The organism is Klebsiella sp. PK01 (genome assembly GCF_057624675.1).
In genome coordinates this window covers 579,606-603,341 of record NZ_JBYEZM010000001.1, presented here as the reverse complement: position 1 = coordinate 603,341, position 23,736 = coordinate 579,606, and the positions used below count along the sequence as shown (strand labels likewise).

Below are 23,736 nucleotides of genomic sequence, written 5' to 3'. Positions count from 1 at the left end.
CTACGAAACATTTTCTCACTGTAAACATTGTTTTCGCCGGTTCCCATTGAGTGAAATGTGAGGTTGACCCGGCCATCATAAGCACAAGGTCATTTCCCGCAGTGGGAGGGTGTATGTCTAAACAAGGTATTCGCGCGTTAGTTTATGTTTCGTTAGTTTCAATTTTTATGTGGGGAGCGATGGGTTATCTCGTGATTGAGGCGGTACATGCCCTGTAACGAGCCGCCAGCGCCGCTGAGGTGGCGTTGGCTATAATATCTGCCAGTGAATGCAGAACTGGCGGACATGATGACTATCGATGAGAGGCAATTACGGGCGGTGATTACAGGAGCGAAAACCGAAGTGTCGGCCGCTGAATTGGCGGTGGAGTTGCTGGCGGCGCGGCAAAAAATTAGCGAGCTGGAACGTCAACTGGCGACGCCGATTCGCTTGCCTTTCTCCAGCGCGAGCCCGGTATGTGAAATTGAAGCGGGATATGCTGCAGGAGTCAGCGATTGCCGTCAGGCTATTCGTGAAGCCGGTTTTCCCATTGAGGGGGAAGATTAGCGGCGCCTAATAGAGGAAAAAGCGGGTTGCCACCAGCGCGCAGATTATCAGCAGTATCAGGATGAGCTCAAAACGATAACGTCGCAGCATAGCGCTCTCCAGAAAAAAACGGCGCTGAAACAGCGCCGATTTATACAAGACCAGACTAACCGGAAAGATTATGCAGCCGGCTGAGCAGCAGGTTTAGCTGCGGTGTGTTTAGTGGTTTTGTGGTGTTTTTTGGCAGCCTGAGCTTTCTGCGCTACTGGTTTAGCGGCAGTTTTGTGGTGCTTTTTGGCAGCCTGAGCTTTCTGCGCAGCCGGTTTAGTGGCGGCTTTGTGGTGTTTTTTCGCTGCCTGAGCTTTTTGCTCTACAGCAGGTTTTGCCGCGGCTTTTTTGTGTTTCTTGGCAGCCTGGGCTTTCTGTTCTGCAGCTGGTTTGGCGGCAGCTTTGTGATGTTTTTTATGGTGAGTGGTCTTGGCAGTGGTGCTGTGAGTTGCAGCAGCAGGTGCCTGAGTGGTGCTTACTGCATCAGCAGCGAAAGCAGCGGAAGACAGACCCATAGCAGCGGCAACGACCAGAGCTAATACTTTTTTCATTCTGATATCCTCGAAAAGGTTTCTTCATTTCAACCCCACTGCGGGGCCGTTGAAGTAACTATATGCTTGTCTTTTCGAGCTTTCCGTGAGTGTTTGGTATCGGCGTGTAACCGTTTGTACAATACGAGCCAGGCGGGGGGAAAGCGCCGGAGCAGGCCCCGGCGCGCAGGCTTAGAGATAACGGGCGGTAAGATGCTGGCGGAAATACTCGCTGTTGAGATCTTCACCGGTGGCATTCTTAATCAGCTGCGAAGTGGTAAAGCGGCTGCCGTGTTGCCAGATATTTTGCCGCAACCAGTCGAACAGGGCGTTAAAATCGCCGCCGGCGATATCCTGTGCGAGATTCGGTAGCGCGCGTCTGGCAGCCGCCATCAGCTGTGCGGCGTACATCGCCCCCAGCGTATAGGAAGGGAAATAGCCGAAACCGCCATCGGTCCAGTGAATATCCTGCATACAGCCGTCACGATAGTTGCCGAAGGTCGAAATACCCAGCCAGCGCTGCATTTTCTCATCCCACAGGGCTGGAATATCGTCTACTTCAATATCGCCGTCGATCAGCGCCCGCTCGATTTCATAGCGCAGAATGACGTGCGCCGGGTAGCTGACTTCGTCGGCATCGACGCGAATGAAGCCCGGCTTCACGCGCTGGTTCCAGGCGATAAAGTTTTCCGCGCTGAACGCCGGCTGGTCGCCAAAGCGCTGACGCACGGCGGGCAGCAGGCGGTTGAGGAAGGCTTCGCTGCGGCCAAGCTGCATTTCGAAGAACAGACTCTGAGATTCGTGAATCGCCGTTGAGCGAGCCAGCCCAACCGGCTGATCGACCCAGTTACGCGGGAGGTTCTGTTCATAGCGCGCGTGGCCGGTTTCGTGGATCACGCCAAATAGCGCGCTGAGCAGATCGTTTTCGTTATAGCGGGTGGTGATCCGGACGTCCTCTGGCACGCCGCCGCAGAAGGGGTGTGCGCTAATATCCAGACGCCCGCCGTCAAAATCAAAGCCTAAAACCCGCATCGCTTCCAGACCCAGCTCACGCTGATCGGCGATGGCGAAGGGCCCCTGTGGCTCGAGCAGCGTCTTCTGCGCTTGCTTATCGACGACGTTTGCCAGCAGCGACGGCAGCCAGGATTTCAGATCGGCGAATAGCACGTCAAGACGCGCGCTGGTCATGTCGGGTTCAAAAATATCCAGTAGGGCGTCGTAGCGGGAACACCCTTTCGCTTCGGCTCGGATTTGCGCCTCTTCGCGACTGAGCTTAACGACTTCGCACAGGTTTTCGGCAAATCCCTGCCAGTCGTTAGCCGGACGCTGGCTGCGCCACGCGTGTTCGCAGCGGCTGCCGGCCAGTGATTTCGCCTCCACCAGGCTCTCCGGCAGTAGCGCCGCCTGCTGGTACTGCCGGGTCATTTCGCGCAGGTTAGCTTGCTCCAGATCGTTAAGATCTTCCTGCAGGGCGTGCCGCAGCCATTCGCCAACCTTCTTATCGGTCAAAATTTGGTGCTGCAGCACCCCGAGCTCCGCCAGCGCTTCGCCGCGCGCGCGGCTGCCGCCGGGCGGCATCATGGCGAACATATCCCAGCCGGCGATGGCGGCCAGGTGTGAGAAGCGGGAGAGCCGTTGGAAAGTGCGGGTGAGCTGCTGATAGTTGTTGTTTTCAGTCATAGTCTCTGCTGGCCTGTGGCGAGTGAAATAAATCTGTTGTCAGTGGGTACACTAGCGCGTCGGGGGGATTTGGTCGAGTCGTGGGCACGACATTTTGCGTGCGGCGAAAAATGCGCATGTGATGACTATAACGGACGGCGCGCCACGCCAGCGGCTACACTGATAACAGGCGCTGGCTGTCAGCGGAGGCGAGTATGAATCCGTTCACGTGGGTGTTTTTCGCACTGCTCTCTATGGATGCTCTCAGAGAACTGTTGGGGTTGCCGTCGGTGCTCGGGCTATGGTGAGCGGACGTGACCCGTAAGGTCACGTCGTTTAACGATTATTTCAGGCGGTTGTGCAAACAGGCGCCGGTCAGCAGCGCGGCCATTAACAGGAGCGCGATAAAGCCGCCGACGCCGTTCCAGCCGTAATGATGCCAGAAGACCCCGCCCAGCGTCCCCGCAATACTGGAACCCAGATAATAGCTGAACAGATATAGCGAAGAAGCCTGGCCACGCGCGCGACGCGCCCGTGGGCCGATCCAACTGCTGGCGACCGAGTGCGCGGCAAAAAAGCCGGCAGAGAACAGCAACATGCCGATGAAAATCAGCCACAGGGGCGAGAATAGCGTCATCAGCAGGCCAAACAGCATCACCGCAATAAAGAACAGCATCACCGGCCCGCGGCCATAGCGCACCGTCAACGCGCCGGCTTTTGGCGAACTCCAGGTCCCGGTCAGGTAGGCGACCGACAGCAGACCGACCACCGCCTGGTTCAGCGACCACGGCGACATCATCAAGCGGTAGCCAATATAGTTAAACAGGGTCACAAATGCGCCCATCAGCAGGAAACCTTCGAGGAACAATAGCGGCAGGCCGCGATCGCGCCAGTGCAGATGGAAGTTAATCAGCAGCGTTTTCGGTTTCAACGAAATAGGGCGGAAGTGGCGCGACTCGGGAAGAATACGCCAGAACATGATTGCCGCCGCGAGGGCGAAGGCGCTTATCACCGCCAGCGCCACGCGCCAGCCGAAGAAATCGGTAAAGACCCCGGTGAGCAGGCGGCCGCTCATGCCGCCTATCGAGTTACCGCTGATATAAAGCCCCATTGAAAACGCCACCACGCTTGGGTGGATCTCCTCGCTGAGATAAGTCATCCCAACGGCGGCTACGCCGCTTAACGAAAGACCAATCAGCGCGCGCATGATCAGAATACCGTGCCAGCTGGTCATCATCGTTGATAATAATGAGCAACACGCCGCCAACAGTAAGGCGGTGACCATCACCGGTTTACGACCAATGGCATCAGACAGCGGTCCGGTGAATAGCAGCCCGACGGCGAGCATCGCGGTGGAAATCGATAACGAAATACTGCTGCTGGCAGGGCTTACGCCGAACTCGCCCGACAGCACCGGCAGAATAGGCTGCACGCAGTAGAGCAGGGCGAATGTCGCCAGTCCGGCGGAAAACAGCGCCAGGGTAACGCGAATAAACGCCGGGGTACCGCGTTTAATAAATTGATTTGGCTGGTTTACCGCCTTATCGCTGGCGCTGCTCGCCGGCGCGGTGCCGGCGGTTGTTGTGTTACTCACGGAGAATTCCTTGCTTATATACCGCTGGATTACAAACAAACTGATGTGACCATTCAGCTCACATTTTTAGGGTATAAAATTGTAAATATTCCGTCTAATATATTAATAATCTCAAATAAGATGTTTTAAATATGAATATCGAGCTGCGTCATCTGCGTTACTTCGTCGCCGTAGCAGAAGAGCTACATTTTGGCCGCGCGGCGGCGCGCCTCAACATCTCCCAGCCGCCGTTAAGCCAGCAGATTCAGATTCTCGAACAGCAAATTGGCGCGCGGCTGTTTGCCCGTACTAACCGCAGCGTCAGCCTGACGGCGGCGGGGAAGCAATTTCTCGCCGATAGCCGACAAATTCTGACGCAAGTTGAAGATGCCGCCGCCCGTGCCGGGCGCCTGCATCACGGCGAAACCGGTGAACTGCGCATTGGTTTCACTTCATCGGCGCCATTTATCAAAGCGGTTTCCGATACGCTTTCCACTTTTCGCCGCCGCTTTCCCGATGTCCATATCCAGACTCGCGAAACCAACACCCGCGAACAGATAGTGCCGTTAAATGAAGGGGCGCTTGACCTTGGCCTGATGCGCAACACGCAGCTGCCGGATACGTTGTGCTGGGAAAAAGTGCTGCGCGAACCGCTACTGGCGATGGTGCCCAGCGATCATCCTCTGGCCCGTCAGCAGGCGGTCAGTCTGCTTGAGCTGGCGCGCGAGCCGTTTGTCTTTTTCGACCCGCACGTTGGTACCGGCCTGTACGACGATATTCTCGGACTGATGCGCCGCTACGGTACCGCGCCGGTTATCACCCAGGAGGTCGGCGAGGCCATGACCATCATCGGCCTGGTGGCTTCTGGTCTTGGGGTATCAATCCTACCGGCCTCGTTTAAGCGGGTGCAGCTGAATGAAATGCGCTGGCTGCCGATTAGTGAACCCGATGCGGTGTCGGAAATGTGGCTGGTGTGGGCCAAACATCGCGAACAGGGACTGGCGGCGCAGCGTTTTCGCGATTATCTCCTCGCCGCCGCCGCGTTAGCAAAATGAGACAAAAAAGACCCAAAAACGTGCGGTAAATCACAAGGCTAAGTAAAAATTTGACGTGTACCATCGAAGTGCTTCACCATAGCCGAAAGTTTATTTCGAAGCGCGAAAATAAAGGGAGTCAACGGTGGTAGCGGACAGTCAACCAGGCCATATCGATCAAATAAAGCAGACCAACGCAGGAGCCGTGTATCGCCTGATTGATCAGCTTGGCCCGGTGTCGCGTATCGATCTTTCCCGATTTGCGCAACTGGCGCCGGCCAGCATTACCAAAATTGTTCGCGAGATGTTGGAAGCGCATCTGGTGCAGGAGACCGAAATCCAGGAGCCGGGGAGCCGCGGCCGCCCGGCGGTCGGGCTGATGGTTGAAACGGAAGCCTGGCATTATTTGTCGTTGCGCATCAGCCGGGGGGAGATTCATCTGGCGCTGCGCGATCTGAGCAGCAAACTGGTGGTGGAAGAACAACTGGAACTGCCGCTGCAGCATGCGCAACCGCTGCTGACGCGGATCATCGAGCACATCGACCAGTTTTTTATTCGCCATCAGCACAAGCTCGAGCGCCTTACCGCTATCGCCATCACCTTGCCAGGGATCATCGATACTGAAAACGGCATCATTCACCGGATGCCATTTTACGATGATGTGAAAGACATGCCGCTTGGTGAAACGCTGGCTAATCACACCGGGGTGTCGGTCTATATTCAGCACGATATCAGCGCCTGGACCATGGCCGAATCGTTGTTTGGCGCGTCACGCGGGGCGCGTGACGTCATCCAGGTGGTGATCGACCACAACGTCGGCGCTGGCGTCATCACCGATGGCCGCCTGCTGCATGCCGGTAGTAGTAGCCTGGTGGAGATCGGCCATACCCAGGTCGACCCTTATGGTAAACGCTGCTACTGCGGCAATCACGGCTGCCTGGAAACCATCGCCAGCATCGAAAGCGTGCTGGAACTGGCTCAGATGCGCATGGCAAAATCGATGAGCTCGATGCTGCATCAGCAGCAGTTGAGCGTTGAATGGTTATGCCAGGCGGCGCAGCAGGGTGATTTACTGGCGCGGGACATCATTACCGGTGTTGGTACGCACGTGGGGCGTATTCTGGCCATTATGGTTAACCTGTTTAATCCACAAAAAATCCTTATCGGTTCGCCGTTCAACCAGGCATCCGATATTTTGTTTCCGGCAATTTCTGACTGTATTCGGCAACAGGCGCTGCCAGCATATAGTCGTCATATTGCGGTTGAGAGTACCCAGTTCTCAAACCGCGGCACGATGGCTGGCGCGGCTCTGGTGAAAGACGCCCTCTATAACGGATCGCTCCTTATCCGACTGTTACAGGGTTAACATTTTTTCATAGTCGCACCAAAAATTGCGCTATCTCAATCTGGGCCCCGACGGCTTCGCGTAGACTTTTCCCACTGTTGATTATTTCTCTTATGTATCTTTCGTATAGACAACTTTGGGGTTAGTGATGTTTAAGCGTTTCTTTATAACAGGTACTGACACTGCTGTCGGGAAGACGGTAGTTTCCCGCGCGTTGCTGCAGGCACTTGCTGCCAGCGGTAAAAGCGTCGCCGGGTATAAGCCTGTGGCGAAGGGCAGCAAAGAGACGCCGGACGGACTGCGTAATAAAGACGCGCTGGTATTACAGAGCGTGTCGACGTTGTCGCTGCCGTATGATGCTGTCAATCCCATCGCGTTAAGCGAAGAAGAAAGCAGCGTGGCGCACAGCTGCCCGATCAACTACGGTTTACTCAGCGACGGGCTGCAGCAGCTCAGCGGCAGGGTCGATCATGTCGTAGTGGAAGGTACCGGCGGCTGGCGCAGCCTGATGAACGATTTACGCCCGCTCTCCGAGTGGGTGGTACAGGAACAACTGCCGGTAGTGCTGGTGGTGGGTATTCAGGAAGGGTGTATCAACCATGCTCTGTTGACCGCTCAGGCGGTGGCTAACGACGGTTTGCCATTAATCGGCTGGGTCGCCAACCGCATTAATCCTGGTCTTGCGCACTACGCTGAAATCATTGATGTACTGAGCAAAAAGCTACCCGCGCCGCTTATTGGCGAGCTGCCTTATCTGCCGCGCGCCGAACAACGTGAACTCAGCCAGTATGTTGACTTAGACGTTCTCGGCAGCGTCATGGCGATAGATCGAATCCCGGCGTAACGTTCGCGACAGTACCGAGGCCAGTACGCAGGCGATCAATAAACCGGGCAGCAGCACATACTGCCCGGTCATCTCACAAATCATCAGCGTTGACATAATCGGCGCATGCGTTGTCGCGGCGAGAAACGCCGCCATCCCGGTTAACCCAATCATAATCGCCATGTTCTGATCGTTATCTAACCATAGCCCGCTAAAACTGGCGAACAGCATGCCCAGCGCCAGCCCGACGAAAAGCGTCGGGGTAAAGACGCCGCCCGGGGCGCCGGAGCCGCTGCTGGCCAGCACCGCCAACAGCTTACAGACAAAGACGATGATAATGACGCTAAATAGCGGCGGCGACAGCAGGTAGCTTTGCACCACGCTATAACCGTTGCCCCACACCGCTGGGGTAATGAGCGATAACATGCCGACGATCAGTCCACCTATCGCCAGCTGCCACGGCGGTGACAGTTTCAGCCTCACGAAGCCACGGTGGCTGTAGTTCATCAGCCAGATAAATAGCGGCCCACACAGCCCGGCCAGCAGGCCGGTCGCCAGCATTAAAACGTAATGCAGCGCGTTAAGGTTTTGCTGAAAGACGACGTGGTATAGCGGCGCGGCGCCGCCGTTGAGCAGATTCGTTAGTAACAGGGCGATTACCGCCGAAATGACTACCGGGCCGAGCGAGGCCAGCATCAGAGTGCCAAAGAGGATTTCGGCGATAAACAGGCTACCCGCCAGCGGCGCATGATAGGCGCTGGCCATCCCGGCGGCGGCGCCGCAGGCGACCCACAGCTTCCATTCAGCGCGCGGGGTAAAGCGGCGGGCGAACAGCGAGGCGGCCAGCGCGGCCAGCAGGATCATGGCTCCTTCGCGGCCAATGGCGCTGCCGGTCACAACCACCAGCAGCGACGCCAGCGATTTCACGAGGCTTGCCGGCGTATCGAAACAACCATCGCCGGTTTCCAGCGCTTCCATGTAATCGGTCGGGGCGTGCGGACGCGACACACTGCGCCGTTGCCATAACCACAGCAATGTCCCCGCTGCCAGTCCGCCAAGCGGTGGCGTCAGCAGCCGACGCCACCACGGCAGCGACTGTGCGGCGTTCACCAGGCTACCGCTATCGTTACCGAGAAATAATGTTTCCAGCACGACCATCGAGTGGCGAAACAGCGCCACGGCCAGCGCCGCAAAGATGCCGACGAGCGTGGCGATGAGCAGGCGACGGAACATCACCTGCACATCAGGATAGTTATGAAGACGGTGCATTAGCGGGCGTGAAATTGGGAGTCATGACGTTATTGTGATAGGGAATAACCTTAGATGCAAAAGCTATAAGTGCCGCGCCGGGGATCGACGCGGCGGGTGAGTTAACGATACAGCTGCTTTTCTGCCACCGCGATGGGCAAATGTGCCTGCCAGTTAGCCAGCGTCGACTGCGCCAGTTGGCCCAGCGCCCGATAGAACGGATGCCCGGCGTTTTCCATAAAGACGCTCAGGAAACGCCCGGACCACGGCAGCAGATGCCAGGCTAGCAGTTGAGTAAACAACTCATCCTGATTTGTTTCGCACAGCCATGCAGCCAGCAGCAGCAAGGTGCCGAAGTGATCTTCGGGTTCGTTGCGCTCAAGATCCAGCGCGATACCGCTGGCCCGCATCCATTCGCGCAGCGCAAGCGTCGAGTCGCCGAATAACACCGACTCTTTATCCAGCCACACCGAGCCCCACGGCGGAGCGGGCAGCGCCCATGGGCCGATAAACAGACGCTGCCAGGCTTGCGGCAGCGTCTCGTCGCTGCTGGCGGCGAATTCCATTGCCAGTGAATCGGAGACCGGGAACGGCCACTGCGGCTGCCAGCTACCATCGAGAAAAGCGGCGACCAGCGGCGTGTTTTGCTCGCTGTCCGGTGCAAAAGAGAACAGCGCGCCCAGCGTACGGGCGCTTAGTGCGACGGCGTCGCGATTTGGGATCTGCATCATTACCCTATTCCTTACTGCGGCGCGCACAGGCGCGCCGTCTCGTTAACCCGCAACCGCCATACCTACGGTCATATGCAGGCCATAAAACAGGCCGCGGCCTATACACTCCGCGACTAAAACCATTATCAGCCCGATCAATAACCCGGCGGCGCGCGGCGGCTGGCGGCGGAGAAGCGGACACAGCCAGCAGCCGAGACCGAGCGCCAGCAGGATCAGCCGTAGAACCTGCAGTCTGCCGTAATCCGGAAGAAGGGCGTTCGCCTGTTGTACTGAACTGTGGATCGTGCCGAGGTCAGCGCTTTGCAAGACAACAACGGCCACGCTGATGATGAGGGCGGCGACGCTAATCGCGGCAAAAAACCAGCCGTTGAAGTCAACTTTCGCCAGCTTCAGCAGCAGGGCGGCGAACAGCGGCCCGCTGAGTAGTACCGTCAGGAAGAACGCGCTGGTAGTGTAGCCATTATACCACGTCGGCACGGTGTCAATTTGGTAGACGCGGGTCATCGCCATCACAAACAGCAACCCCAGTAGCATGGTGAGAAACAACCAGATTTTGCCGAGCGCCTCCGGCATTTTTCCTGGCACCGCCAGTAGCCACCAGAATCCGCCAACGGCGAAGAAGAGGGCGCCGCTGGCGATTTCATTACTGAGCGCTGAAGCGCCAACGCGATTCAGTGAATTAAATGCGCGTAGCGGCGAGCCGAGATGGATTACGGAAGCGAGAAAACCTATTCCCATCAATAGCCAGATAAAGAACATGCTGCGCACCAGCCGCTCTCGCGCTTCGCGCTGACCGGAGAGCGACACCCAGCCCAGGCCGCTGACGATGACTGCGCCAGCGACGCATTGCCCCAGTACCGTAAACAGAACCAGCGGCCATTCATGCCATCCATTTCCCATTTCAGACCTCCTGCGGATTGGCCAGATAGCCGGTGGTATCGCCACACGGACGGCTGTTGGCGTTAGGTTTTATCACAATGCTTGGCCTGGTGAAGTGCGCTGAAGGCAGCGGCGCCACGGCGGCCAGCTGGCCGTGTTTTTCCCGCAGTTCGGCAATCGGCCCGAAGTCCAGCGCGCGCAGCGGGCAGGACTCGACGCAAATCGGTTTCTTGCCTTGTGCGACACGCTCGTGACAGCCGTCGCATTTGGTCATATGTCCTTTAGCGGCGTTGTACTGCGGCGCGCCATACGGGCAGGCCATATGGCAGTAGCGACAGCCGATGCACACCTCTTCATTGACCACTACAAAACCGTCTTCGCGCTTGTGCATCGCCCCGCTCGGGCAGACCTTGGTGCACGCCGGGTCTTCACAGTGGTTACAGGCGATAGAAAGGTAATAGGCAAAAACGTTCTGATTCCAGACGCCGTTGTCCTCCTGCCAGTCGCCGCCGGCATACTCATAGATACGACGGAAGCTGACGTCCGGCGTCAGGTTCTTGTAGTCTTTACAGGCCAGCTCGCAGGTTTTGCAACCGGTGCAACGGGCGGAATCGATAAAAAATCCGTATTGAGCGCTCATGGTTTACTCCTTAAACCTTCTCGATTTCGACCAGGTTGGTATGCTGCGGATTTCCCTTCGCCAGCGGTGAAGGCCGGTGGGTGGTGAGGGTATTCATGCAGGCGCCGTGGTCGACGCGATCGCCAGACATATTGGCATCGTGCCATGCTCCCTGACCCATCGCCGTCACCCCAGGCATAATACGCGGCGTGACCTTCGCCGGAATACGCAGTTCGCCGCGCTGATTAAAGACGCGCACCATGTCGCCGTTGTTAATCCCACGTTTTTCGGCATCGATGGGGTTAAGCCACACTTCCTGGCGGCAGGCCGCTTGTAAGACATCGACGTTGCCGTAGCTGGAGTGGGTACGCGCCTTATAATGGAAGCCAAACATTTGTAGCGGGAACTGGCTGCGTAACGGATCGTCCCAGCCTTCAAAGGTGGAGGCATAGACCGGCAGCGGACTGATGACGTCGCCTTTTTCCAGCTCCCAGCGGGCGGCAATTTCGGCGAGGCGGCTGGAGTAAATCTCAATTTTGCCGGAAGGCGTTTTTAGCGGATGCGCTTCAGGATCGCGACGGAAATCACGATAGGCGACGAAATGGCCGTTCGGGTCTTTACGCTTGTAAATGCCCATTTTTTTGAGCTCGTCATAGCCCGGCAGCGCCGGATCTTTAGCGACCATATTGGCGTACAGGTACTGTAACCACTGCTCCTGAGTCCGGCCTTCGGTGAAGCGCTGATGCACGTCGTCGCCAAGGCGTTTTGCCACTTCACTTAAGATCCAGTAGATAGGTTTGCGTTCGAACTTCGCCGTGGTGGCGGGCTGAATGAAAATCAGATAGCCCATATTGCCGGCATAGTCGTTAGGAATGATATCTTCCTGTTCTACGGTCATCAGGTCCGGCAGCAGAATATCGGCATATTTTGCCGACGAGGTCATAAAGTTTTCAATAACCACGATCGTCGAGCATTTGCTCTCGTCCTGCAGGATATCGTGGGTTTTATTGATGTCGGAATGCTGGTTAATGATGGTGTTGCCAGCATAGTTCCACAGGAATTTGATGGGAACCGTCAGCTTCTCTTTGCCGCGCACGCCGTCACGGGTGGCGGTCATCTCCGGTCCGCGGGCGATAGCGTCGGTCCAGCTAAAGCAGGAGATGGCGGTTTTTACCGGATTTTCCAGTACCGGCAGACGCTCAATGGTGATGGTATAGGTCGATTCGCGGGCGCCGCTGTTGCCGCCGTTGATGCCGACGTTGCCGGTTAAAATCGGCAGCATGGCGATAGCCCGCGCGGAGAGCTCGCCGTTCGCCTGGCGCTGCGGCCCCCAGCCCTGGCAGATATAGGCGGGTTTGGTCATACCGATTTCGCGCGCCAGTTTAATGATGCGATCGGCGGGAATACCGGTAATACGCGAGGCCCACTGCGGCGTCTTGGCGGTAGCGTCGTCCCCCTGGCCGAGAATATAGGCTTTATAGTGGCCGTTGGCCGGAGCATCGGCCGGCAAGGTTTTCTCATCGTAGCCGACGCAGTATTTATCGAGGAACGGCTGGTCTACCAGATTTTCATTAATCAATACCCAGGCGATACCGGCGACCAGCGCCGCATCGGTACCGGGACGAATGGGGATCCACTCATCTTCACGCCCGGCCGCGGTATCGGTATAGCGTGGATCGATGACGATCATGCGGGCGTTGGAACGCTCGCGGGCCTGCTCCAGGTACCAGGTAATGCCGCCGCCGCTCATGCGGGTTTCCGCCGGGTTATTGCCGAACATTACCACCAGTTTACTGTTTTCAATATCCGAAGTGCTGTTGCCGTCGTTGCTACCGTAGGTATAGGGCATGGCGCAGGCGATCTGCGCCGTACTGTAGGTGCCGTACTGGTTGAGCGATCCGCCGTAGCAGTTCATCAGCCGCATCACCGGCGAGGCGGAAGGGGAAGAGCGGGTCATATTGCCGCCGACAATCCCGGAAGAGTAGTTAATATAGACCGCTTCGTTGCCGTACTCTTTTACCACGCGTTTCAGACTTTCGGCGATGGTATCCAGCGCTTCGGTCCAACTAATGCGTTCGAATTTTCCTTCACCGCGTTTGCCTACGCGTTTCATTGGGTAGTTAAGACGATCGGGGTGATTGATACGCCGGCGGATAGAACGCCCGCGCAGGCAGGCGCGAACCTGATGATCGCCGTAAATATCGTGGCCGGTATTATCGGTTTCCACCCACACCACTTCGTCGTCGCGAACGTGCAGGCGCAGCGCGCAGCGGCTGCCGCAGTTAACCGAGCAGGCACCCCAGACGGTTTTTTCTTCTGCTCCGGTGGCTTGCTGCACGGCGGCGGCCGCGGCGCGTAGACTGAAAGGCAGCGACAGGCCGCCGGCGGCCAGGGCCAGGGAACCGATTGCTGAGGATTTTATGAGGGTGCGACGACTGACGCCGCCGGGATGTTCAGGGTTGGACATTGTGCTCACTCCATGATTTTTATTATGCGAAATGCCGCTGGCAACCGCAGGATTGCTGGCGCATGGGTGAGGAATAATACTTAAATAGGGGTAGGCGAATCTTATCTCCGGTCAACCAGAGATAAGATCCTTCACTCGAAAGCGGCGGTTATTGCCCGTCTGAATCGGTCGCCGTCGCGTCGCCGTTGCGGGTATAGATTATCTTGAAGGTGTCGTTAGCGCAGTGGCCAACCACCTGAGCGCCGGGCTGGTCAGGCTGATCGTTCGGTACAATGGCCAGGCTAAAACCAGAAGCCGGAACGCCGTTGTTGATGATCTTTTGCTGGATCTCGCCCTTTACCCGCTCGCAGGAGTCCGGCGCTGCCAGTGCGGATGCCGAACCCAGCAGCAGGGCCGCGCACAACCATGGGGATAGTTTCATCATAAGCTCCTTATTGATGTCATCCATTTTTAAGCATAGCAGAATTGGTGTAAATAATTGTATTTGCTAAAATGATTGGAATATTCCCAAAAAGGTAGCGGCTGTGAATAAACTGTTTTTGCTGATCCCGGCAGCTTTGCTGCTCAGCGCCTGCGATAAGCCGTCAACGCCGGCGGCGTTTACCCCGGAGATGGCCAGTTTTTCCAATGAGTTTGAGTTCGACCCGCTGCGCGGCCCGGTGAAAACGTTTACTCAGATCCTGTTCGACGACCAGGGGGAAATGGTGAAGCGGGTGCGTGCCCAGGTGTCGGCAGAAGGGTGTTTTGATCTGCTGGATTTTACCGACCTCGAAAACAAAACCGGCGCAACGCTGGTACTTGACGCGAATTACTATCTGGATGCGCAAACGCAGGAGAAACGCCTGCGGCTGCAGGGGAAATGCCAGCTCGCCGAGATGCCGGCGGCGGGCGTCAGCTGGGAGACCGATGACAACGGGTTTGTGGTGACGGCTCGCGGGAAAGAAAGCACTTCCAGCTATCGCTACGACAGCGAAGGTTATCCGCTGGGCAAAACCACCACCGCGAAAGATGAGCGCTTCAGCGTCGTATCGACGCCGTCCACCGATCCGCGTAAAAAGCTCGATTACAGCGCGGTGAGCGTATTTAACGACCGCGCGTTAGGTAAGGTGAAGCAAACCTGCGACTATGACGATCACGACAACCCGATCCGCTGCGAGATGCAGGTTGTCGATGAAAGCGTCCAGCCGGCGGTGACGCGACACTACAGCATCAAAAACACTATCGACTATTACTGAGCGGTGGGCTTGAGCAGCGTCTGGCCTTGAGGACGATGTTTCTCAAGGTACTGATGCTGGAACAGGCACATGCGAATGGTATTGCGGTATTCGCCGTTGATAAAGAACTCGTGAATCAGCTCGCCTTCGACCATGAAACCGAGTTTGCGGTAGATGTGGATCGCTTTTTCGTTTTCTTTATCAACAATCAGATACAGTTTATACAAATTGAGAACGGTAAAGCCGTAGTCCATTGCCAGCTTAGCGGCGCGCGTCGCCAGCCCTTTGCCCTGATATTCCGGGGAGATGATAATCTGGAACTCGGCGCGACGGTGAACGTGGTTTATCTCCACCAGTTCAACCAGCCCGGCTTTTTCGCCATCGCATTCGATAACGAAACGGCGTTCACTTTGATCGTGAATGTGTTTGTCGTAAAGGTCAGAGAGTTCGACGAAGGCCTCGTAAGGTTCTTCAAACCAGTAACGCATTACGCTGGCGTTATTATCAAGCTGGTGGACGAAGCGCAGGTCTTCGCGCTCAAGCGGGCGGAGTTTGACGTGAGGGGCGTCAGACATGGGAAATCCTGTGTGCATTAATAGAGGATGGCGCCCACGGGCGCCGGGGAATTATGGCGTAATAACGCGACCGGTGCGGCGGTCAAGACAGCGCAGGGTGTTGGGTTCCCAGTAGGCGTTGACGTTGGCGCTCTTCTGGCAGTTATCCTGCGCATCGAAGGCGACGTCGGTTTTGTCCCACTCTTTCTCCGCGCGTTTATTTACCTTCTGCCGTAGCGAGCGGGTATCGTTCCACTGCTCTTTTTCCATTGCGGCTTGCTGACGGCTCTGCGCGCTGTCGCCGGACTCGATCACCAGTTTGTCGGTTTGCGCGAAGGACGAAGCGGTATAGACCATTGCGCTTGCCGCCAGCAGGGCGGTCAGGCACCAGCGTTTATTGCGTGTCATTTTCATCACGATTTCCTTTGAGTGATAAAAAGGGTTAACCAGTTGGACAAGTTTACTACAACTCGCTACCCGCGCCTACCGGACAAAATGGCATGGGTACCTGCGCATTATCGCGTACACTAGTGCAACAAATTGTCTCATTTACCAAACTTTAATGCTGAAAACCACGTTACTTTTCTTTGCTACCGCGCTGTGCGAAATCATCGGCTGTTACCTGCCGTGGCTATGGCTGAAGCGGGGCGGTTCGCCGCTGCTGTTGATCCCAACCGCGATGGCGCTGGCGACGTTCGTCTGGCTACTAACCCTGCACCCGGAGGCCAGCGGCAGAGTGTATGCCGCTTATGGCGGCGTCTACGTCTGCACCGCGCTGCTGTGGCTGCGTTTCGTCGATGGTGTGAAGCTAAGCCACTTTGACTGGGCGGGGGCCGCGATTGCGCTATGCGGCATGCTGATCATCGTTGCTGGCTGGGGGCGGGCATAGCGTCTTGTAGCAGGATAAAAAATCGCCCTTTGTGATCTTCCACGCTAATTTCAACCTTAATTCTTGTATGGTAGCCGACTAGTTGCCTTACTTACCCTAAACGCATCGTGCTGTTTATCGTAAGAGGCAATTATGGCTACACAAACCCTTGCCAGCGAAGCTGGCGCCAAACCCGTGCGCATTGGCCGGGTGCAAAAAGTCACCCTGACGCTGCTGTTCATCGCCGGTATCGTCAACTTCCTCGATCGTTCGTCATTAAGCGTTGCCGGTGAGGCTATTCGCGGCGATCTCGGGCTTAGCGCGACGGAATTCGGCGTGCTGCTGTCGGCGTTCTCTCTGTCATACGGCTTTGCTCAACTGCCCTCGGGTATTTTGCTCGATCGCTTCGGCCCGCGAATTGTATTGGGGGCAGGGCTGATTTTCTGGTCACTGATGCAGGCGCTAACTGGGGTGGTGAACTCCTTTAGCCACTTTATTTTGCTCCGTATTGGCCTCGGGATTGGCGAAGCGCCGTTTATGCCGGCGGGGGTAAAATCCATTACCGACTGGTACGTACAAAAAGAGCGCGGCACCGCGGTCGGCATCTTTAACTCCTCAACGGTGCTTGGCCAGGCGATCGCGCCGCCGGCGCTGGTGCTGATGCAGATAGCCTGGGGCTGGCGCATCATGTTCGTGGTTATCGGCCTTGCCGGGATCGTTGTGGGCCTGTGCTGGTACGCGTGGTATCGCAACCGCGCGCAGTTCGATCTGCAACAGGAGGAGCGCCAGTATCTGGCGGCGCCAGAAAAAGCGCGCCCAACGCTGGTATTCAGCGAGTGGCTGGCGCTGTTCAAACGGCGCACCACCTGGGGAATGATTTTAGGCTTCTCCGGGGTTAACTATACCGGCTGGCTGTATATCGCGTGGCTGCCGGGTTATCTGCAGGCGCAGCAGGGATTGAGCCTGGCGAAAACCGGCTGGGTGGCGGCGATCCCGTTTCTGGCCGCGGCGGTGGGCATGTGGGTCAATGGGCTGGTGGTTGATGCGCTGGCGCGCCGCGGTTACGATTTGGCGAAAACGCGCAAAACGGCCATTGTGGTTGGCCTGACGCTTTCTGCGCTCGGCACGCTGCTGGTGGTGCAATCGAGTTCGCCGACCCAGGCGGTGGCGTTTATTTCTATGGCGCTCTTCTGCGTCCACTTTGCCGGAACCTCGGCCTGGGGACTGGTACAGGTGATGGTCAGCGAGAATAAAGTCGCGTCGGTGGCCGCGATCCAGAACTTTGGCAGCTTTGTTTTCGCCTCTTTTGCGCCGGTTGTCACCGGCTGGGTAGTGGACACCACGCACTCCTTTAACCTGGCCTTAGTCATCGCCGCCTGTGTGACCTTTACCGGCGCGCTGTGCTATTTCTTCATCGTAAAAGACCGCATTAATTAATCGCTAACGGGGGGCGCCAGGCGCCCCCCGCAACCACATCCGTTTGTGATCCTTCGCATCTTTTTTAAATATCATACTTGTATGGTAGTAGGTCTGGTGATTTAATTTTGATCACTAACCGCACAGATGTAAGGAATTACCCATGAAGATCGTTGCTGCCGACGTGTTCGTTACCTGCCCAGGGCGTAACTTCGTCACCTTAAAAATCACCACCGATGACGGGATTGTCGGCCTCGGTGATGCCACGCTCAACGGCCGTGAATTGTCGGTCGCCTCATACCTGAAAGATCATCTTTGTCCGCAGCTGATTGGCCGTGATGCTCACCGCATCGAAGATATCTGGCAGTTCTTCTACAAAGGCGCCTACTGGCGCCGCGGTCCGGTGACCATGTCGGCTATTTCCGCCGTTGATATGGCGCTGTGGGATATCAAAGCCAAAGCCGCCGGAATGCCGCTTTACCAACTGCTGGGCGGCGCCTCGCGCGAAGGGGTGATGGTCTACTGCCACACCACCGGTCATTCCATTGATGAAGTGCTGGACGACTACGCCCGCCATCAGGAAATGGGTTTTAAGGCGATCCGCGTGCAGTGCGGTATTCCGGGGATGAAAACCACCTACGGCATGGCCAAGGGCAAAGGTCAGGCATACGAGCCGGCGACCAAAGGCGTGTGGCCGGAAGAGCAGCTGTGGTCGACGGAAAAATATCTCGATTTCACCCCGCGGCTGTTTGCCGCCGTGCGCGAACGATTTGGTTTCAACGAGCATTTACTGCACGACATGCACCATCGCCTGACGCCGATCGAGGCGGCGCGATTTGGTAAAAGCGTTGAGGAGTATCGTCTGTTCTGGATGGAAGATCCGACACCGGCAGAGAATCAGGCGTGCTTCCGCTTAATTCGCCAGCATACCGTCACGCCGATTGCCGTCGGCGAAGTCTTTAATAGCATCTGGGATTGCAAACAGCTGATTGAAGAACAGCTCATTGATTATATCCGCACCACCATTACCCACGCTGGCGGGATCAGCGGCATGCGGCGTATCGCCGATTTTGCTTCATTGTACCAGGTACGTACCGGTTCTCACGGGCCGTCCGATCTCTCTCCGGTATGCATGGCGGCGGCGCTGCATTTCGATCTGTGGGTGCCAAATTTCGGCGTTCAGGAGTACATGGGCTATTCCGAACAGATGCTGGAGGTCTTCCCGCATAGCTGGCGTTTTGACAATGGCTATATGCATCCGGGCGATAAACCAGGGCTGGGCATCGAGTTCGATGAGAAGCTGGCGGCGAAATACCCCTATGAACCCGCCTGTCTGCCGGTGGCGCGCCTCGAAGATGGCACTTTGTGGAATTGGTAAGGAGAGGAAAATGAAAAGTATTGTTATCCAACAGCCGAACGCGCTGGCGATTGAAGAACGGCCATTGCCGCAGCCGGGGAACGGGGAAGTGCGGGTAAAGGTGAAACTGGCGGGAATTTGCGGCTCAGATAGCCACATCTATCGTGGACATAATCCGTTCGCCAAATATCCGCGGGTCATTGGCCACGAGTTTTTCGGCGTGATTGATGCCGTGGGCGAGGGCGTGACGGATAAAGTCGTGGGCCAGCGGGTGACGGTTGATCCGGTGATCAGCTGCGGCCACTGTTATCCCTGTTCGGTCGGTAAGCCCAACGTCTGCGCGTCGCTGGTGGTGCTGGGCGTGCATCGCGATGGCGGGTTTAGCGAATACGCGGTGGTACCGGCCAAAAATGCCTGGCCGGTGCCGGAGAACGTGAGCGACCATCATGCGGTAATGGTGGAGCCCTTTACTATTGCGGCGAATGTCACCGGCCAGGCTAAACCACGCGAACAGGATATCGCGCTGGTCTACGGCGCTGGGCCGATGGGGCTGACCACCATTCAGGTGCTCAAGCGCGTCTATAACGTGCGGCAGGTGATCGTCGCCGACCAGATCCCTGAGCGGCTGCAGATGGCGCAGCAAAACGGCGCCGACTGGACCATTAATAATAAGGAGCAACCGCTGGCGCAGGCGCTGGAAGCGCAGGGTATCCGACCGACGCTGATTATCGACGCCGCCTGCCATCCGGCGATTTTCCCAGAGGCCATCGCACTGGCTTCGCCGGCAGGCAGGATTGTGCTGATGGGCTTTTCTACCGAACCGTCAATGGTGGCGCAGCAGGGGATCACCGGTAAAGAGCTCACTATTTATTCGTCCAGGCTCAATGCCAATAAATTCCCGCTGGTTCTTGAATGGTTGGCAAACGGCTTAATTAATCCGGATCGGCTCATCACCCATCAGTTTGCTTTCGAGCATGTTGTCGATGCCATGACGTTATTTGAAGAAGACCGCAAGCATTGTTGTAAGGTGTTATTAACCTTCAACGCATAAATATAAATAACCTCGCTGTATCCTACTTTAGAGATTATTATTATGACGACAGCTAAAAATGAGAGAAGTACCACGGATCTTATCCGCGCCGCGGTATCCGGCTGGCTTGGCACGGCACTGGAATTTATGGATTTCCAGCTTTATTCTTTAGGCGCCGCGCTGGTCTTTCATGAGATATTTTTCCCGGAGCAGTCGGCGGCCATGGCGCTGATATTAGCCATGGGAACCTATGGCGCAGGATATATTGCGCGGATCGTCGGCGCTTTCATATTCGGTAAAATGGGGGACCGCATCGGGCGTAAAAAGGTTCTGTTTATTACCATCACCATGATGGGCATTTGCACCACGTTAATCGGCGTATTACCCACTTATGCGCAGATTGGTATTTTTGCGCCGGTGTTACTGGTGACCCTGCGTATTATTCAGGGGCTGGGGGCGGGCGCCGAAATTTCCGGCGCTGGTACCATGCTGGCGGAATATGCGCCGAAAGGGAAACGCGGCATCATCTCTTCTCTGGTGGCGATGGGCACCAACTGCGGAACGTTGAGCGCCACGGCCATCTGGGCAGTGATGTTCTTCCTGCTCGATCGCGAACAACTCATCGCCTGGGGATGGCGTATTCCGTTCCTTGCAAGCGTCGTGGTAATGATCTTTGCCATTTGGCTGCGTTTAAATCTGAAAGAGAGCCCGGTGTTTGAACAGGTCAACGAAGCTGATGAAGTTAAGGCTAAAGCCGCCGCCGCGCAAAATACCTTCGGCGCGATGTTAAAAAGTAAATCATTCTGGCTGGCGACCGGTTTACGCTTTGGACAGGCCGGTAATTCCGGTTTATTACAAACATTTCTCGCGGGATATCTGGTTCAAAGCCTATTATTTGATAAAGCGATTCCGACCGATGCCTTAATGATTAGCTCAGTGATTGGCTTTATTACTATCCCACTGTTAGGCTGGCTATCGGATAAAGTTGGGCGCCGTTTACCTTATATTATCGTCAATATTTCCGCCATTATTCTGGCCTGGCCGATGCTGGCTATTATTGTCGATAAAAGCTATAGCGCCAGCACCATTATGCTGTCCCTGATTGTTATTCATAACGTGGCGGTACTGGGTCTGTTTGCGCTGGAAAATATCACCATGGCGGAAATGTTCGGCTCGCGTAATCGCTTTACCAGAATGGCTATCTCAAAAGAGGCCGGCGGCCTGGTGGCGGTGGGATTCGGGCCGGTGCTGGCCGGTATCTTCTGTAACGTAACCGGTTCGTGGTGGCCGATTGTCGCGATGCTGATCTGCTATTCAGCTATCGGTCTCATCTCGTCATTACTGATGCCGGAAGTGTGCGACCGTGACCTGAGTCTGGACCACGATGCGGCGGACGCCGGTACGCGCCAGGCGCTAAACGCGAATGGCCAATACGCGAAATCATAATCTCATCGTTAACCCAGGATAGCCGGGATACTCCCGGCTCATCCCCGCCATTGCGCGCAGGATCACGAAACGCGACAGCGCCGGATCTTCTTGTATGGTAGTTGATGAAAATCAAAGATGTCATACCAATTGCGTGCGATGGTTTACCTCACCAAAACATTCTGTTTGAGAATGATTTATCAGTCATCATAAAAATGAGAGACACCATGGAAAACACGCTTTTAAACGCCAGGGCAACGCTTCCTTCTTACGATCGCAGCAAGCTGGTTTCTCGCATCGTTCATCTCGGTTTTGGGGCTTTTCACCGCGCCCATCAGGCGGTGTATGCCGATATCCTTGCCGCCGAACACGGCAGCGACTGGGGCTATACCGAAGTGAACCTCATTGGCGGTGAGCAACAGATTGCCGATTTGCAACAGCAGGACTTGCTCTATACGGTGGCTGAAATGTCCGCCGATGCCTGGACCGCACGCGTCGTCGGCGTGGTGAAACAGGCGATGCATGCGCAGGTCGATGGCCTGGAAAGCGTGTTAGCGAAAATGTGCGAGCCTCAGGTAGCGATTGTCTCGCTGACCATCACCGAAAAAGGCTACTGCCACTCTCCGGCCACCGGTCAGCTGCAGCTTGATAACCCGCTGATTGCCGCCGATCTGCAAACTCCACACCAGCCGAAATCGGCGCCGGGCGTGGTGGTAGAAGCGCTGGCGCGCCGTCGTGCCGCCGGTCTGCCGGCTTTCAGCGTCATGTCCTGCGATAATATGCCGGAAAACGGCCACGTAATGCGCAACGTAGTTTGTGCGTATGCCCGCGCCGTTGATGACGAACTGGCGCAGTGGATTGAGCAGAACGTGACGTTCCCTTCCACAATGGTCGACCGGATCGTTCCGGCAGTGACCGCTGATACGCTGGATAAAATTGAACAACTCACCGGAGTGCGCGATCCGGCCGGTGTGGCCTGTGAACCGTTCCGCCAGTGGGTTATCGAAGATAACTTCGTCGCTGGTCGTCCGCAGTGGGAGAAAGCCGGCGCGGAGCTGGTCACTGACGTCGTGCCGTTTGAGGAGATGAAGCTGCGAATGCTCAACGGCAGCCATTCGTTCCTCGCTTATCTGGGCTATCTCGCCGGTTATCAGCATATCAATGATTGCATGCAGGATGATAACTACCGCCGCGCCGCGCAGGCGTTAATGTTGCAAGAGCAAGCGCCGACGCTGAGTGTACAGGGCGTGGATCTGGCGCGTTATGCGGGTTTGCTTATTGAGCGTTATAGCAATCCGGCGCTTAAGCACCGCACCTGGCAGATTGCGATGGACGGTAGCCAGAAGCTCCCGCAGCGTATGTTGGACTCCGTGCGCTGGCACCTGGCGCATCACAGTGATTTCAGCCTGCTGGCGCTGGGTATTGCCGGCTGGATGCGCTACGTGAGCGGTGTCGATGACAAGGGGCAGGCGATTGAAATCAGCGATCCGCTACTGCCGGTCATTCAACAGGCGGTGCAGGGTAGTAAAGAGGGTAGCGAACGCGTGCAGGCGCTGCTGGGTATTAAGGCCATTTTCGGCGATAGCCTGCCGCAGGAACCGCGTTTTGTCGATGCGGTGACGGCGGCGTATCTCTCTTTACAGATTCACGGCGCCAAGGCGACCGTCGCCGAATGGGCTAAAGGCCAGTAAAAAAAACATCATTCCATTCATAGCCCGGCATCGCATAGCGAGTCGGGCTATTTTTGTATTAGCAATACGAATAGCCTCTGATATTTCCCGTCTATACATAACTCTAACTTTCCATAATTAATTATATATTGTTGATGTTTATTTTTATCTCTGAAGTATTTATTTGGGTGATTGATCGTATTCCCACACGCTTAAATATGGCAGAATAAAATCCCCCCAACGGTTTCTTCAGGACTAAGGAGCTCAGGCTATGTACAAAAAGATATTATTGCCGGTCGATGTGTTTGAAATGGATTTAAGCGATAAAGCCGTTCGTCACGCGGATTTTTTAGCATCTGCCGAAGAAGGTGAAATCACGTTGCTGAACGTGCTGCCAAACAGCACCAGTTCTTTGCTGCGCGGCTTCACGGCGGATATTCGTAAATTTGAAGCCTTCATGAAAGAAGAGTCGGAAAAGAAAATGCGCGATCTGTCGCGATTGTTTTCAATCCCGGCGTCGCGGATCCATACCCGCATTGTTTTTGGCAATGTGCGTGATGAAATATTAGCGCTGAGCGAAAAAGAGAATTTTGACGTTATCGTTATTGGTTCACGCAAGCCGGGTATATCAACTCATCTCCTCGGTTCTAACGCCGAGTCCATTTTACGCTATGCCAAAATTCCGGTGTTAGTGGTTCGGTAATCTATTTAACGGCAGCTG

The 23,736-nt window shown here is 56.0% G+C and carries 24 protein-coding genes and 1 pseudogene; 13 read left to right on the top strand and 12 right to left on the bottom strand.

What is annotated here, in order from left to right:
• Positions 1-288 precede the first annotated feature (288 nt).
• Entirely contained in the window at positions 289-546 is a 258-nt protein-coding gene (locus AC22LX_RS02920; RefSeq protein ID WP_063447889.1) for a hypothetical protein, read from the top strand.
• Between the two features lie 6 nt (positions 547-552).
• On the opposite strand, the gene ydgU is transcribed toward AC22LX_RS02920, so the two are convergent.
• From ydgU to AC22LX_RS02905, 3 genes are all read right to left on the bottom strand, one after another.
• Positions 553-636 (bottom strand): small membrane protein YdgU, encoded by an 84-nt coding sequence (ydgU, locus tag AC22LX_RS02915; protein WP_095103248.1) that lies wholly within the window; start codon positions 634-636, stop codon positions 553-555.
• 68 nt (positions 637-704) lie between these two features.
• A complete protein-coding gene (asr, locus tag AC22LX_RS02910) occupies positions 705-1,124 on the bottom strand; it encodes an acid resistance repetitive basic protein Asr (RefSeq protein WP_045392316.1) in 420 nt (139 codons plus the stop codon).
• A 171-nt stretch (positions 1,125-1,295) separates the two neighbouring features.
• A complete protein-coding gene (locus tag AC22LX_RS02905; protein WP_063447888.1) occupies positions 1,296-2,783 on the bottom strand; it encodes a carboxypeptidase M32 in 1,488 nt (495 codons plus the stop codon).
• A 194-nt stretch (positions 2,784-2,977) separates the two neighbouring features.
• Between AC22LX_RS02905 and AC22LX_RS02900 the strand changes: the two genes are divergently transcribed.
• Positions 2,978-3,070 carry a KPN_01571 family protein gene (locus AC22LX_RS02900; RefSeq protein ID WP_020078946.1) on the top strand — a complete coding sequence of 31 codons (93 nt, stop codon included), beginning with the start codon at positions 2,978-2,980 and terminating at the stop codon, positions 3,068-3,070.
• A gap of 35 nt (positions 3,071-3,105) precedes the next feature.
• On the opposite strand, the gene AC22LX_RS02895 is transcribed toward AC22LX_RS02900, so the two are convergent.
• Positions 3,106-4,356 (bottom strand): MFS transporter, encoded by a 1,251-nt coding sequence (locus tag AC22LX_RS02895; protein ID WP_063447887.1) that lies wholly within the window; start codon positions 4,354-4,356, stop codon positions 3,106-3,108.
• A gap of 131 nt (positions 4,357-4,487) precedes the next feature.
• Here AC22LX_RS02895 and AC22LX_RS02890 point away from each other — a divergent pair, with 131 nt between their 5' ends.
• The 3 genes from AC22LX_RS02890 (at position 4,488) to bioD (ending at position 7,558) form a co-directional block, all read left to right on the top strand.
• Positions 4,488-5,390, top strand: a complete 903-nt coding sequence (locus AC22LX_RS02890; protein ID WP_045392310.1) for a LysR family transcriptional regulator — start codon at positions 4,488-4,490, stop codon at positions 5,388-5,390.
• 124 nt (positions 5,391-5,514) lie between these two features.
• Positions 5,515-6,735: a sugar metabolism global transcriptional regulator Mlc gene (gene mlc / locus AC22LX_RS02885; RefSeq protein ID WP_045392308.1), complete on the top strand. Its 1,221-nt coding sequence runs from the start codon at positions 5,515-5,517 to the stop codon at positions 6,733-6,735.
• Positions 6,736-6,862: 127 nt separating this feature from the next.
• Entirely contained in the window at positions 6,863-7,558 is a 696-nt protein-coding gene (gene bioD, locus AC22LX_RS02880; RefSeq protein WP_045392306.1) for a dethiobiotin synthase, read from the top strand.
• On the opposite strand, the gene clcB is transcribed toward bioD, so the two are convergent.
• From clcB to AC22LX_RS02850, 6 genes are all read right to left on the bottom strand, one after another.
• A complete protein-coding gene (gene clcB / locus AC22LX_RS02875; protein WP_063447886.1) occupies positions 7,511-8,806 on the bottom strand; it encodes a voltage-gated ClC-type chloride channel ClcB in 1,296 nt (431 codons plus the stop codon). The genes bioD and clcB overlap by 48 nt on opposite strands.
• Positions 8,807-8,907: 101 nt before the next feature.
• Positions 8,908-9,516, bottom strand: coding sequence for a Tat proofreading chaperone DmsD (gene dmsD / locus AC22LX_RS02870; protein ID WP_063447885.1), 609 nt, complete (start codon positions 9,514-9,516; stop codon positions 8,908-8,910).
• A 42-nt stretch (positions 9,517-9,558) separates the two neighbouring features.
• Positions 9,559-10,416 (bottom strand): dimethyl sulfoxide reductase anchor subunit family protein, encoded by an 858-nt coding sequence (locus tag AC22LX_RS02865; RefSeq protein ID WP_047064882.1) that lies wholly within the window; start codon positions 10,414-10,416, stop codon positions 9,559-9,561.
• A 1-nt stretch (position 10,417) separates the two neighbouring features.
• On the bottom strand, positions 10,418-11,035 hold the full coding sequence (locus tag AC22LX_RS02860) for a DMSO/selenate family reductase complex B subunit (RefSeq protein ID WP_101704515.1): 618 nt from the start codon (positions 11,033-11,035) through the stop codon (positions 10,418-10,420).
• A 10-nt stretch (positions 11,036-11,045) separates the two neighbouring features.
• A complete protein-coding gene (gene ynfE, locus AC22LX_RS02855; RefSeq protein ID WP_063447884.1) occupies positions 11,046-13,481 on the bottom strand; it encodes a selenate/tellurate reductase subunit YnfE in 2,436 nt (811 codons plus the stop codon).
• A gap of 148 nt (positions 13,482-13,629) precedes the next feature.
• Positions 13,630-13,902, bottom strand: a complete 273-nt coding sequence (locus AC22LX_RS02850; protein ID WP_045394628.1) for a DUF1161 domain-containing protein — start codon at positions 13,900-13,902, stop codon at positions 13,630-13,632.
• Between the two features lie 103 nt (positions 13,903-14,005).
• On the opposite strand from AC22LX_RS02850, the gene AC22LX_RS02845 reads away from it, so the two are divergent.
• Positions 14,006-14,716: a YnfC family lipoprotein gene (locus AC22LX_RS02845; protein WP_045394624.1), complete on the top strand. Its 711-nt coding sequence runs from the start codon at positions 14,006-14,008 to the stop codon at positions 14,714-14,716.
• Here AC22LX_RS02845 and speG read toward each other — a convergent pair.
• Together speG and AC22LX_RS02835 are read right to left on the bottom strand one after the other, a co-directional pair.
• Positions 14,710-15,270, bottom strand: coding sequence for a spermidine N1-acetyltransferase (speG, locus tag AC22LX_RS02840; protein WP_015366764.1), 561 nt, complete (start codon positions 15,268-15,270; stop codon positions 14,710-14,712). The genes AC22LX_RS02845 and speG overlap by 7 nt on opposite strands.
• Before the next feature lie 51 nt (positions 15,271-15,321).
• Positions 15,322-15,663: a DUF1283 family protein gene (locus AC22LX_RS02835; RefSeq protein WP_015366763.1), complete on the bottom strand. Its 342-nt coding sequence runs from the start codon at positions 15,661-15,663 to the stop codon at positions 15,322-15,324.
• An 86-nt stretch (positions 15,664-15,749) separates the two neighbouring features.
• Between AC22LX_RS02835 and AC22LX_RS02830 the strand changes: the two are divergent.
• The 7 genes and pseudogenes from AC22LX_RS02830 to AC22LX_RS02800 all read left to right on the top strand — a co-directional run bounded on the left by AC22LX_RS02830 (position 15,750) and on the right by AC22LX_RS02800 (position 23,718).
• Positions 15,750-16,138: pseudogene (locus tag AC22LX_RS02830) on the top strand (YnfA family protein).
• Between the two features lie 132 nt (positions 16,139-16,270).
• Positions 16,271-17,554, top strand: a complete 1,284-nt coding sequence (locus tag AC22LX_RS02825) for an MFS transporter (RefSeq protein ID WP_063447882.1) — start codon at positions 16,271-16,273, stop codon at positions 17,552-17,554.
• Between the two features lie 142 nt (positions 17,555-17,696).
• Positions 17,697-18,911, top strand: a complete 1,215-nt coding sequence (gene manD / locus AC22LX_RS02820; protein WP_047048080.1) for a D-mannonate dehydratase ManD — start codon at positions 17,697-17,699, stop codon at positions 18,909-18,911.
• A gap of 10 nt (positions 18,912-18,921) precedes the next feature.
• Positions 18,922-19,941: a Zn-dependent oxidoreductase gene (locus AC22LX_RS02815; protein WP_047048082.1), complete on the top strand. Its 1,020-nt coding sequence runs from the start codon at positions 18,922-18,924 to the stop codon at positions 19,939-19,941.
• Between the two features lie 42 nt (positions 19,942-19,983).
• Positions 19,984-21,366 (top strand): MFS transporter, encoded by a 1,383-nt coding sequence (locus tag AC22LX_RS02810; RefSeq protein ID WP_047048083.1) that lies wholly within the window; start codon positions 19,984-19,986, stop codon positions 21,364-21,366.
• A gap of 206 nt (positions 21,367-21,572) precedes the next feature.
• Positions 21,573-23,036 carry a mannitol dehydrogenase family protein gene (locus AC22LX_RS02805; RefSeq protein WP_045394605.1) on the top strand — a complete coding sequence of 488 codons (1,464 nt, stop codon included), beginning with the start codon at positions 21,573-21,575 and terminating at the stop codon, positions 23,034-23,036.
• Between the two features lie 250 nt (positions 23,037-23,286).
• Positions 23,287-23,718, top strand: a complete 432-nt coding sequence (locus AC22LX_RS02800) for a universal stress protein (protein ID WP_045394603.1) — start codon at positions 23,287-23,289, stop codon at positions 23,716-23,718.
• Positions 23,719-23,736 lie beyond the last annotated feature (18 nt).

Bases quoted from the DNA above. Each gene is read 5' to 3' on its own strand.
- AC22LX_RS02815 (WP_047048082.1), top strand. From the start codon at position 18,922: ATGAAAAGTATTGTTATCCAACAGCCGAACGCGCTGGCGATTGAAGAA.
- AC22LX_RS02800 (WP_045394603.1), top strand. From the start codon at position 23,287: ATGTACAAAAAGATATTATTGCCGGTCGATGTGTTTGAAATGGATTTA.
- AC22LX_RS02890 (WP_045392310.1), top strand. From the start codon at position 4,488: ATGAATATCGAGCTGCGTCATCTGCGTTACTTCGTCGCCGTAGCAGAA.
- AC22LX_RS02805 (WP_045394605.1), top strand. From the start codon at position 21,573: ATGGAAAACACGCTTTTAAACGCCAGGGCAACGCTTCCTTCTTACGAT.
- AC22LX_RS02860 (WP_101704515.1), bottom strand. From the start codon at position 11,035: ATGAGCGCTCAATACGGATTTTTTATCGATTCCGCCCGTTGCACCGGT.
- AC22LX_RS02865 (WP_047064882.1), bottom strand. From the start codon at position 10,416: ATGGGAAATGGATGGCATGAATGGCCGCTGGTTCTGTTTACGGTACTG.
- AC22LX_RS02900 (WP_020078946.1), top strand. From the start codon at position 2,978: ATGAATCCGTTCACGTGGGTGTTTTTCGCACTGCTCTCTATGGATGCT.
- AC22LX_RS02835 (WP_015366763.1), bottom strand. From the start codon at position 15,663: ATGAAAATGACACGCAATAAACGCTGGTGCCTGACCGCCCTGCTGGCG.
- clcB (WP_063447886.1), bottom strand. From the start codon at position 8,806: ATGCACCGTCTTCATAACTATCCTGATGTGCAGGTGATGTTCCGTCGC.
- asr (WP_045392316.1), bottom strand. From the start codon at position 1,124: ATGAAAAAAGTATTAGCTCTGGTCGTTGCCGCTGCTATGGGTCTGTCT.
- bioD (WP_045392306.1), top strand. From the start codon at position 6,863: ATGTTTAAGCGTTTCTTTATAACAGGTACTGACACTGCTGTCGGGAAG.
- dmsD (WP_063447885.1), bottom strand. From the start codon at position 9,516: ATGATGCAGATCCCAAATCGCGACGCCGTCGCACTAAGCGCCCGTACG.
- ydgU (WP_095103248.1), bottom strand. From the start codon at position 636: ATGCTGCGACGTTATCGTTTTGAGCTCATCCTGATACTGCTGATAATC.
- AC22LX_RS02905 (WP_063447888.1), bottom strand. From the start codon at position 2,783: ATGACTGAAAACAACAACTATCAGCAGCTCACCCGCACTTTCCAACGG.
- manD (WP_047048080.1), top strand. From the start codon at position 17,697: ATGAAGATCGTTGCTGCCGACGTGTTCGTTACCTGCCCAGGGCGTAAC.
- speG (WP_015366764.1), bottom strand. From the start codon at position 15,270: ATGTCTGACGCCCCTCACGTCAAACTCCGCCCGCTTGAGCGCGAAGAC.
- ynfE (WP_063447884.1), bottom strand. From the start codon at position 13,481: ATGTCCAACCCTGAACATCCCGGCGGCGTCAGTCGTCGCACCCTCATA.
- AC22LX_RS02810 (WP_047048083.1), top strand. From the start codon at position 19,984: ATGACGACAGCTAAAAATGAGAGAAGTACCACGGATCTTATCCGCGCC.
- AC22LX_RS02825 (WP_063447882.1), top strand. From the start codon at position 16,271: ATGGCTACACAAACCCTTGCCAGCGAAGCTGGCGCCAAACCCGTGCGC.
- AC22LX_RS02920 (WP_063447889.1), top strand. From the start codon at position 289: ATGACTATCGATGAGAGGCAATTACGGGCGGTGATTACAGGAGCGAAA.
- AC22LX_RS02850 (WP_045394628.1), bottom strand. From the start codon at position 13,902: ATGAAACTATCCCCATGGTTGTGCGCGGCCCTGCTGCTGGGTTCGGCA.